The following is a 9,506-nucleotide window of genomic DNA, read 5'->3' as shown; positions in this document are numbered from 1 at the left end:
GGGGATAAGGGGGATAAGGGGGATAAGGGAGAAGTTCTAGCCACTAGCCGCCAGCCACTAGCCACTCACACTACTCCCGACTCCCCAAAATTTGCCCAAATCCAAGTTATGGATACAGGTCAAGGTATCAGTCCTGAATTTCTACCTTATATTTTCGAGCGTTTTCGGCAAGCAGATGATGTGACAACGCGCTCGAAAGATGGCTTAGGATTAGGGTTGGCGATCGCCCGTCATTTAGTTGAATTGCACGGGGGAACGATCGCGGCTGCAAGTTTAGGAGAAGGGCAGGGGGCGACTTTTACTGTCACGTTACCTTTACGAGAAACTAGAAAGGGGGATGGGGAAGACAAGAAGGACAAGGAAGACAAGGGAGATTTGCCCCTCCAAGGTATCAGAATACTTGTGGTTGATGATGATGCAGATGCGCGGGAATTTTTGCATTTTGCTTTGACCCTAGAGGAGGCGGAAGTCAAGGTAGCGAGATCGGCTAAAGAAGCACTAGAAGTCTTGAAGCAATTTCAACCAAATGTAATTGTCAGCGATATTGGAATGCCAGAAGAGGATGGCTACTCTCTGCTACGTCAGGTGCGATCGCAAACAGCAGCCAGAGGAGCCGAACCAATTCCCGCGATCGCTCTGACTGCTTTTGCTAGAGAGTCAGACCGTCAAAGCGCGATTGCGGCTGGTTTTCAGCGTCATCTCGCTAAACCTGTGGTCGTAGCAGAGTTAGTCGCCGCGATCGCCGATCTCATTCCAAGCCGATAATTCTCAGTCAAAATATATTGAAGTTGATTGAATTTAGCTCTTTTCTTCTGAATATATGCGACTGCAAAGACCTTTTGTTTCGGCGATCGTTGAAAGTAATTATCGATTGCGTGCGTGACATTTGTAGGGGCGCACAGATGTGCGCCCCTACAGATCGTCTATTTTACGCAATTGAAAACCGCTATGAAAGCACAAACTGAAAATTAGCGGCGCGTTCGTAACAACTTTTAATAACTATTGAAAATTCATAATTGCTTTTAATCTCAGAAAAAGTAGCATTTTTAACTATTTCTGTAGATGGATGTTTGCCTTTTTTCTAGTAGCTAAATTGAGGAAATGGTGGGTCTTTTGCAGATAACTAAAATTTTATTTCGAGCGGGATAAAATCGAACAAAAGAGACCTGGCAGAAACATCATATTTTATCTGCTAGTCAAAAAAAGCTGCGAAAGCTCATGCATAGATAGATTCAACCGTAGATGTTTGCGGTTGAATTTTCAATGGAAGAATCAGTGACAACTTAGAAAGAAATCAATTTCTCTCAAGTTATAGCTGTTTTCGCTCCTCATAACACAGTTACGAGCAGTTTTTGAAATGCTTGCTCGTAACTATGTTATGCATGAATTACAAATGACAAATAAAAAACTTTTGAGTGTGGTGAAAAATGCAAAGATTTACAAAATATATCTTCTTATTGACACTTAGCATCTTAATAGCTCCGTTTGCAGGTATCAATTTATTAGCAGCGCAAACAAATATATCAACGTCAGATCGGGCGATCGCCTCCGAGCTTAATTCGACTGAAGAAACTAAAGTACAAAGTCTAGCAGAAAACTCGCTAGCCCAAGTTACATCTGTCTCGCAATTATCAGACGTGCAACCCACTGATTGGGCGTTTCAGGCATTGCAATCTTTAGTAGAAAGATATGGAGTCATTGCGGGTTATCCCGATGGCGCTTTTCGCGGTAATCGGGCAATGACTCGCTATGAATTTGCAGCTGGATTAAATGCAGCTTTAGACAGAATTAACGAATTAATTGCCACAGGTAGCGCCGACACTGTTAGTAAAGACGATTTAGCAACAATACAAAGATTACAGCAAGAATTTGCTCCCGAACTTGCAACTCTCCGCGGTCGGGTTGACACGTTAGAAGCAACGACGGCAGAACTAGAAGCCAACCAGTTTTCGACGACAACTAAGTTGGAAGGAGAAGTTATCTTTGCCCTCATCAGTCTGATTGAGGGCGACAATGCTGCTGGCGAACCAGTAGACACTAACCCAACTGCGAGTTACAGGGTGCGCCTCAATTTACAAACTAGTTTTACGGGCGAAGATCAACTCACAACACGTTTGCAAATGGGAAACGTCGTCCCTCTAGGCGGGACAAATAGCGGTGAAACACTGACAAACGAAGGGCGGATCGAATTTGATGGCGATACAGGCGGAGATGCCCAACTGGGGTTACTGCGCTATCGTTTTCCGGTGGGCGATCGCACCAACATTTACTTAGCGGCGGCGGGTAATGGTTTTGTCGATCTCGATGCTTCCTACCAGTTGACTCCCTTCTTAGATGGCAACGCTGTATCATTGTTCGGTTTGCGCAACCCAATCTATAACTACAGTGCTGGTACTGGTATAGGAATCAGACACTTTTTCAACGACCAAATTGAACTCAATTTAGGTTATTTGGTTCCTACCAATAACGCTAGTAACCCCTTCCCACAGAACGGTCTGTTCGACGGTACGTATGCTGGATTAGCTCAGATAATCTTCAATCTCAGTGACAACTCTAGGTTCGGTCTGTCTTATATCAACTCCTACTCCCCCACTGGAGGCGACGATCCTGATGTAGAGCCAAATACCGAATTAACGCCTTTTGGTACGAGTACTGGTAGTAACCTATCGAATAGCAGCTTTGGTAGACCCGTCAGCGTCAATGCCTACGGTTTTTCGGGTACGTTTAGGCTTAGTCCGGGTCTAGCTATTAGCGGTTGGGTAGGACATGCCAACCATCGTTATATCGGTAGGGGAGATGGGAGTATGTGGACTTGGGCAGCTAGCTTGAACTTTCCTGACTTAGGCAAAGAAGGTAGCGTAGGCGGTATTATAGTCGGCATGGAACCGAGACTAACAGAACTTGACAGCAATCTCGGTAGCCCCGATCGCGATACCTCTTTGCATCTGGAGGCGTTTTACAAGTATGCACTCACAGATAACATCCAAGTGACTCCGGCAATTATTTGGTTAACTGCACCAGACCACAATGCCGATAATGACGACATCATCATCGGTGCAATTAGAACTGTGTTTCGGTTCTAGGACTAAATCTGGGTAGGATTGCGTCCTACCCCCTTACATGACTCATCTACCCAATTTGGCAAATTCGTGACGGGCAATCGTGGCGGAACTCGATCTTCTGGTTTGTAACTTGAGCGTACAGGTGATTGTACTGGCACTTGAGTCGGTTGCGCTCTGCCATTGCCATGCCCGTTTCCATTGCCGTTACCATTTTGATATGGTGCTGCCTGCATAGGCGAAACAACACCGTTACTAGCTGAGCTTATCTGTAGCTTTGTCGGTGTTTTTGAAGCTTTCAACTCCTCGTCTGGATTAAAGTTTAGCCCTAAAGCCGCTACAATTTGGTCGGGGTCGCTATTTAACTGGGCGACAAAAGGCAGCACCTCAATTAATTTTGGCTCTAAGTTGGTTACGACTGCCAAAATGAAACTAGAACAAGGGCGACGCTTGCCATCAAACGTTCCCCAAATCCGAATTTTAGTCAACCAAGGGCGGTTCTGCTGATAGTAAATCAGCCATTTGACCTTAAGAGCGTGGCGTAGTTGCTGAATGTTCACGACCTACCTCAATCGCAGTTCAAACAACAAAACAGCATGGCTAAGTCTTGTACCTAAGTCAAGATGCGATCGCACTTTTCTAATTGTTTCATTTAATTATCTCACCCTTATTCCCTCTTCTGCCTTTGGTGGTCATTTGTCATTAGCAAACAGGATGTAGGATGTAGGGTGTGGGGTGTGGGGTGTGGCGAGTTAATTGCGACTTGCGAGTTGCAACTTGAATTGTCTCCTAACTCCTCAGTTTTGACTTTTGACTTTTGACTTTTGACTTCAAAAAAAAGACCAGCTTCCCATAGCTAGTCCAGTCAACTTATATTACGTTGTCGGCTACGATATTGAGGAATACCAAAACTGTGCGTTCCCATCGCTACAGCGGGCAAAAGCTTTTCCTCCCAACTGATATTGTAACGAGAAACACAGACTTTTTTAACAAAATTCACAAATTCTTGACTTAACTGAGCCAGAAGGTAGATGTTGCAAGGCAATAATTTGAAGTAATCATTAAGTTCGATCGCCATGCCCTGAGTGGAGAGGAGTAAATTTTTACTTCTGCGAGGGGCGTCAGACTTAACATCCGTGCGTGTAACTAGTTCGATTGTTGCAGATATTGCTCTGCTTGCAAAGGTTGCCCCCAAATCACCTGCTCTTGTTTGTAAATGGCAATTCCTGGCTTTGCTCCTTTTGGCTTGTAAACATATTTCGGCTCTGTATATATCACTGGTACGCGATCGCTTTGACGGGCGCGGCTGTAGTAAGCAGCAAAGTCAGCTGCAAACTGTAAGTCTGCTTCCTCTGGTTCAGCCCCAGGTGTAACCCGCATCAAAACGTGACTGCCAGGAATTTCTTGAGCATGAAACCACAGATCGTAATCTCCGGCAACGCGAAAAGTCAATTGGTCGTTTTGGCGGTTGTTGCGTCCGACGAGCAGTTCAAAGCCGCTGGGGGTAAAATAGCGATGAAAATTAACGCTGGAATCTTCATTTGCATTTCGCCGTCCGTAATCTGGTGCTTTGAGATATTTCTGTTGGATCAACTCCTCGCGAATTTCTTTGAGAGCTTCCAAGTCTTCTGTAGATTGATACTTATCGACTTGAGCAACTGCGGCTTCGACTTGCTCTAGATAATCGCGTTCCTGTTCTACCTCGGCTAGTAGCGGTTCTACTGCACCTCTTGCTCGTTTGAGTTTACCCGCTTGCTTGTATAAACTTTGGGCATTCTGAATCGCATTTTTTTCGGGATTGAGGGCGATCGCTATTGGTTCTCCCGTTTCAAAGTCTGCTAGCGTAATTGACTTCATCCCTGGCAGCCATTCTTGGAGGTGAGCCATCAATAAGTCTGCTTGTTGGCGATAGCTGTCAGCGCGATCGGATTGTTGCAAACGTGCTTTAAAGCTATCGATCTTTTGCTGTAATTTTGCCAATAGGCTCTGAATTTTTTGACTTAACTGATATTGGAGTTGGCTGAATTCCTGTCTATTGAGTTGATTTGTATAATATTGGTTAAGTAACTCTTGAACGCTTGCTACAGGCTGAATCGCATTCCATTTTAAAACCGTGTATCCCGTTGCCGTCCAACCAGGAGAAAATTGGGCTGTTGCTAATGTTTGCAGCCACGCTTGCCAGTAATGAAATAGCTGCTGCCAATCTTCTGCTGTCAAGCTATCTGTAGATTGCTCTGGATCTAGATCGGCTGCTTGCGCGATCGCCTCTATTAAAGTAGGACTGATACCGCGATAGCTTTTGAGCAAACAGCGTTTTAAAGCCGACGGTACGAGGCTTACCCGCTCTTGCCAGCGCGAAAACGGCTCATCTAAAGCTGGAGCTGTCCCCGTCAGTGCGGGTGGTAATTCGTAACTTTGCCCAGTCTGAATCGGGCGCACGCTCGATTTCTGGGGACTGACTTGATGTGCGGCTGTAGTAATCTCGTTTGCAGTATTTGTCAGGACGACATTACTATATTTGCCCATAATTTCCACGTATACGTGCCAAAGTACGGGTTCCCCTGGACGACGGGCAAACTGTAAATCGACAACTCGTTCCCAAGGGACGACGGGACGACAAGAAATGAGAGCTAAACCATTAAGTTGGTGCAGTAATTGTTGGCTAAAAGTAAAAGTATCTGGTTGTCGTGGTGGTGGAGTACCGATGCAAATGTGGGCTGCTTGCGGATGCCAAGATATTTCTAGCCATCCACGCCGATCGAGTGTCCGTAGCGCTAGCAAAATCGTGTAGCGATCGCGTTGATAAACCTGCTCCAAACGAGCTGGAATCCAATCTTTACTCAACTCGCTACAAGCAGCAGTAAGTGTCGTGAAGTCAACTGGTTGCAATTGAGGGATCTAGGGGTAAGGGATGAACAGAAGTCAAAAATTGTAGGGGCGGGTTCACCAGAAATACTGGTCAGAGTCAAAGACTATTGGTAAACTCGCCCGTACAGGTGTCAGAAGTCAGATTACTGATAACTGACAACTGATAACTAATAACTAATTTTTCTTTTCTCTGTCTTTTGAAGGATATCTAAAGATAGATATTGGATAAAAATGCGCTCGAACTAAATAAAAAGCCTGGTTTTTGGGTGATTTTAGCCTTGTAACTCCAAATTTTTATAGATACCATGAAAAGTAGATATTTATTTGCCTCTCGCGCCGCATTTTTTGCGTTAATTTATCATGGACATTCAGTTAATCAACATCGGTTTTGGCAACATTGTATCTGCTAACCGAGTCGTTGCCATTGTCAGTCCAGAATCCGCACCTATCAAGCGTATCATTACTGACGCACGGGATCGAGGACAGCTAATCGATGCGACCTACGGTCGGCGGACGCGGGCTGTGATCGTAACTGATTCCAGCCATGTGATTCTCTCAGCAATCCAACCGGAAACAGTGGCAAATCGATTTGTGATCGGTCGCGACCATCATGGAGACAATTGAGCTGGAGAAGCAGTAGTATGTGAAATAAACCATTTCGTTTTTTTCACTACAAAATTGGGAACGCGGATGACGACAGGTTTGCCTACTCAAATTTCTCCTACCGTAATTCCAGGCTCGAAGGCTGGTCGGTTGATTGTACTCACAGGTCCTAGTGGCGTAGGCAAAGGTACGCTCATGCAATTGCTTTTGCAGCGTCACCCCCAGCTTTACCTGTCAATTTCAGTCACGACGCGCAGCCCTCGCCCTGGAGAAATTCACAGCAAACATTATTACTTCGCGAGCCGTGAAGAATTTCGACAAATGGTCGATCGCGGCGAATTACTAGAATGGGCTGAATTTGCAGGTAATTGCTACGGGACTCCTCGTCAACCAGTGGCAGAAAAGATCGGCGAGGGAGAAACTGCCATCTTAGAAATTGAATTAGAAGGAGCAAGACAAATCCGCGCTTCTTTTCCTGAAGTGCTACGCATTTTTATCTTACCACCTTCAATGGAAGAACTAGAGCAACGCTTGCGCAGTCGCGGTCAAGATTCAGAAGAGGCGATCGCTCGTCGTCTGCGCCGCGCTCAAGCCGAAATTAATGCTGCTGGTGAATTCGATTACAAAGTCATCAACGATAATCGGGAAGCGGCACTGCAAGAAATAGAAGCTATTTTATTTCCCGATTCTAGGCAAGATTAACAAATTAAATTGGTAATGAGTAACAGGTAATTGACAAACAGCAACTACCTATTACCTATTACCAAACTACGTTATGAAAATAGCCCACCAAAAACGTTCTTGATGATGGCTATATTTGTCAGCACGAAGTAGGCAAACACCGCGCCACCAACGCCTCCAATCAAGAAGCCACTAATATAGTTGTTCCAGCTTTCTGGCGATTTGAAAGTAGAAGGAACTTGACCACCAGTGGTAGTCGTAGCAACAGGTTGAGGTGGATTGCTAGCAGAATACAAAGCCATAGTAAGCAGTCATGATTGCCACCATACCTAAAGTACTGATCAATCCAGCAATGTTGGCAACGTCTGTATCGCGTAACGGACCTAGCTTAGTAAAGGGTCCGAGTACCCAATAGCCATGTGCCATCCCAACTTCCAAACCCCGCCGCATGTCGGTAATACCTGGGCGATAGGCGGGTAAGTTATTAATAAACCACTTCACCAAGCCGGAAGAATTTACTGGTGTTTCTAAGTTACTATTCTGAGGATCGCGCCCAGCAGGAAAGACAACTTCTTGATTTCTAGGATCGCCGGGTCTATTTTTAGATGCATCTATTGCTTGCGCCATATTCTCCGTATGATATCAATAAGGTCGTGGCATCATTTTAGGTGAATAATTGTAGCCAAATATCAATTTAGACAGAGAAGTTAAAAAAAATTAATTTAGCGATCGCCGCATATAGCAAGCAGCAAACACGCGAGTTCTCACTCTGTTTGTGTTGTGCAAAACTATCTCTTTTTGCGTTGTGCAAAACTATTTTTTCTAGGTAAAATCTACCAATCGCGCGATCGCTTATGCTGTAATTGTAATTTTAATACTCAATATTGAAATTTATAATATTGGGCTATCTCTAGATCTTACTTACGTGTAGCGCTACATGCTTAAATTTCAGACTCTAGCTAGATGTGAGGTACTAATTAGTTTTAGCTTACGGCATTGGGTGAAAAAGTAAGTCAGGAAAAAAGTAGTTAAAAATTGCCCAAGTCGTGAAAGCCACAGATACAGCAACCACAGCTAGCACCGGAGCTAAGGAAAGATACCTCTGAAGATAGTGTTTTTGTTCGTTCTCGTTCTGTTTTTGCATGAATTTTGGTCTCCCGACCAGTGTAATGATTTGCTAAAGCATGAAACGCGCTATGCACTATGTTGATAGTAATTTGCGAGTTTCAAACCGCCATCATTCGCTCGGTCGATCGACCGTCAGGCTGTTAAGAACCAGAGGGTAGAGAACAGAATGAAAAAAGAGTAGCAACGATCGCAATTCTCTCCGATCTATCCCCTCACCTCTAGCTCAAACACCCCTACTTATGGCAGGGGATGGAAAAGAAGATCGGGGAAGAAGTAGTTAAACACAATTAACCACACAGCTGTTTCAGCCAGCCATGCAAATAGCAAAACTGGTGCGAGAGAAAGATATTGCAGGAAATATTTTTGTTGCATTTGTAGCTCTCCCAAGTATTTCAAACAAAGTAAAGTTCAATTAGCGCGGAGAAATGGGGATTTCTTCGTCTTTAGCAGTGAGTTCGCCTGAGAGCAACTCTTTCACGGCAGCTAGGGGCCAAGCAAACGCTGACACCATGCTCTGAAATGCTAAGGGAACATCAATGATGACTTCTTTGATTTCGGTTTCACTAGCATACTTTTTCTTGGTGGCTTGCAGATAGGCACGCCCCGCCCAGCCGATCTGACCGGCAATGTAGAGAAACATAATGCTAGGAATTAAAAAATCGCCAGCGCGATCGAGACGACCATCAACAACCAGGTGGGGTAGACCTTCAGGACCACACATTGCTTGAGCGTACCGCTCAAACCGCTTTTCACCCGATTGCGGATCGGCAGTTGTATTGCGGGCTGCTTGTGCCCGTTGAACAAATGCAGGAGAGTCACTGCAACGTACTAAATTAACTTGCTGTGCTTGAGCTGGTGGAGCAAATGTAAACCACAGTCCACCAATAACTAAGATCAGCGCAAACAATCGACGCATGGAATTGTTTCCTTTTGTTACAAAACAAAAAGTTTATTTTACAAAATGAATCAGTTTGTACAGTATGTTTGCACGCACTTGGAAGCAATCATACTCTCGCGCGCGATCCTAGTAAAGTTAGAGCAAATCAAAGTTTAAGCTACTTAATATAGGGAGTAGGGAGCAGTTATCAGTTATCAGTAACCAGTTGTCAGGGAGACAAGGGAGACAAGGGGGACAAGGGGGAACTCGGGGACCCCACGACCGAAGGG

At 44.9% G+C, this 9,506-nt stretch carries 9 protein-coding genes and 1 pseudogene; 4 read left to right on the top strand and 6 right to left on the bottom strand.

Annotated elements, in window-relative coordinates; translation table 11 throughout:
• Together C7Y66_RS28885 and C7Y66_RS28880 are read left to right on the top strand one after the other, a co-directional pair.
• On the top strand, nucleotides 1-765 hold a 765-nt coding region (locus C7Y66_RS28885; protein ID WP_146149904.1), incomplete at its 5' end, for a response regulator.
• A gap of 662 nt (nucleotides 766-1,427) precedes the next feature.
• Nucleotides 1,428-3,083 carry an iron uptake porin gene (locus C7Y66_RS28880; protein ID WP_106548183.1) on the top strand — a complete coding sequence of 552 codons (1,656 nt, stop codon included), beginning with the start codon at nucleotides 1,428-1,430 and terminating at the stop codon, nucleotides 3,081-3,083.
• Between the two features lie 2 nt (nucleotides 3,084-3,085).
• Here C7Y66_RS28880 and C7Y66_RS28875 read toward each other — a convergent pair whose 3' ends face one another.
• Together C7Y66_RS28875 and C7Y66_RS28865 are read right to left on the bottom strand one after the other, a co-directional pair.
• Nucleotides 3,086-3,619, bottom strand: coding sequence for a DUF5331 domain-containing protein (locus tag C7Y66_RS28875; protein WP_015153884.1), 534 nt, complete (start codon nucleotides 3,617-3,619; stop codon nucleotides 3,086-3,088).
• 586 nt (nucleotides 3,620-4,205) lie between these two features.
• On the bottom strand, nucleotides 4,206-5,948 hold the full coding sequence (locus C7Y66_RS28865) for an NFACT family protein (protein WP_106548182.1): 1,743 nt from the start codon (nucleotides 5,946-5,948) through the stop codon (nucleotides 4,206-4,208).
• 339 nt (nucleotides 5,949-6,287) lie between these two features.
• On the opposite strand from C7Y66_RS28865, the gene remA reads away from it, so the two are divergent.
• Together remA and gmk are read left to right on the top strand one after the other, a co-directional pair.
• A complete protein-coding gene (gene remA / locus C7Y66_RS28860) occupies nucleotides 6,288-6,551 on the top strand; it encodes an extracellular matrix/biofilm regulator RemA (protein ID WP_015153886.1) in 264 nt (87 codons plus the stop codon).
• Nucleotides 6,552-6,617: 66 nt separating this feature from the next.
• A complete protein-coding gene (gene gmk / locus C7Y66_RS28855) occupies nucleotides 6,618-7,232 on the top strand; it encodes a guanylate kinase (protein WP_106548181.1) in 615 nt (204 codons plus the stop codon).
• Between the two features lie 71 nt (nucleotides 7,233-7,303).
• Here gmk and C7Y66_RS33600 read toward each other — a convergent pair.
• The 4 genes and pseudogenes from C7Y66_RS33600 to C7Y66_RS28835 form a co-directional block, all read right to left on the bottom strand.
• Nucleotides 7,304-7,838 (bottom strand): annotated as a pseudogene (locus C7Y66_RS33600) (photosystem I reaction center subunit XI).
• 361 nt (nucleotides 7,839-8,199) lie between these two features.
• Complete coding sequence (locus C7Y66_RS28845; RefSeq protein WP_015153889.1) at nucleotides 8,200-8,355, bottom strand: photosystem I reaction centre subunit IX / PsaJ; 156 nt, start codon at nucleotides 8,353-8,355, stop codon at nucleotides 8,200-8,202.
• Between the two features lie 221 nt (nucleotides 8,356-8,576).
• Entirely contained in the window at nucleotides 8,577-8,711 is a 135-nt protein-coding gene (locus C7Y66_RS28840) for a photosystem I reaction centre subunit IX / PsaJ (protein ID WP_015153890.1), read from the bottom strand.
• Between the two features lie 40 nt (nucleotides 8,712-8,751).
• Nucleotides 8,752-9,255, bottom strand: a complete 504-nt coding sequence (locus C7Y66_RS28835; RefSeq protein WP_015153891.1) for a photosystem I reaction center protein PsaF subunit III — start codon at nucleotides 9,253-9,255, stop codon at nucleotides 8,752-8,754.
• Nucleotides 9,256-9,506 lie beyond the last annotated feature (251 nt).

The organism is Chroococcidiopsis sp. CCALA 051, from assembly GCF_003015105.1.
GTDB classification, from domain to species: Bacteria; Cyanobacteriota; Cyanobacteriia; order Cyanobacteriales; family Chroococcidiopsidaceae; genus Chroococcidiopsis; species Chroococcidiopsis thermalis.
The sequence above is the reverse complement of the archived record's forward strand: the minus strand, read 5'-3'. Positions and strand labels throughout refer to the sequence as shown.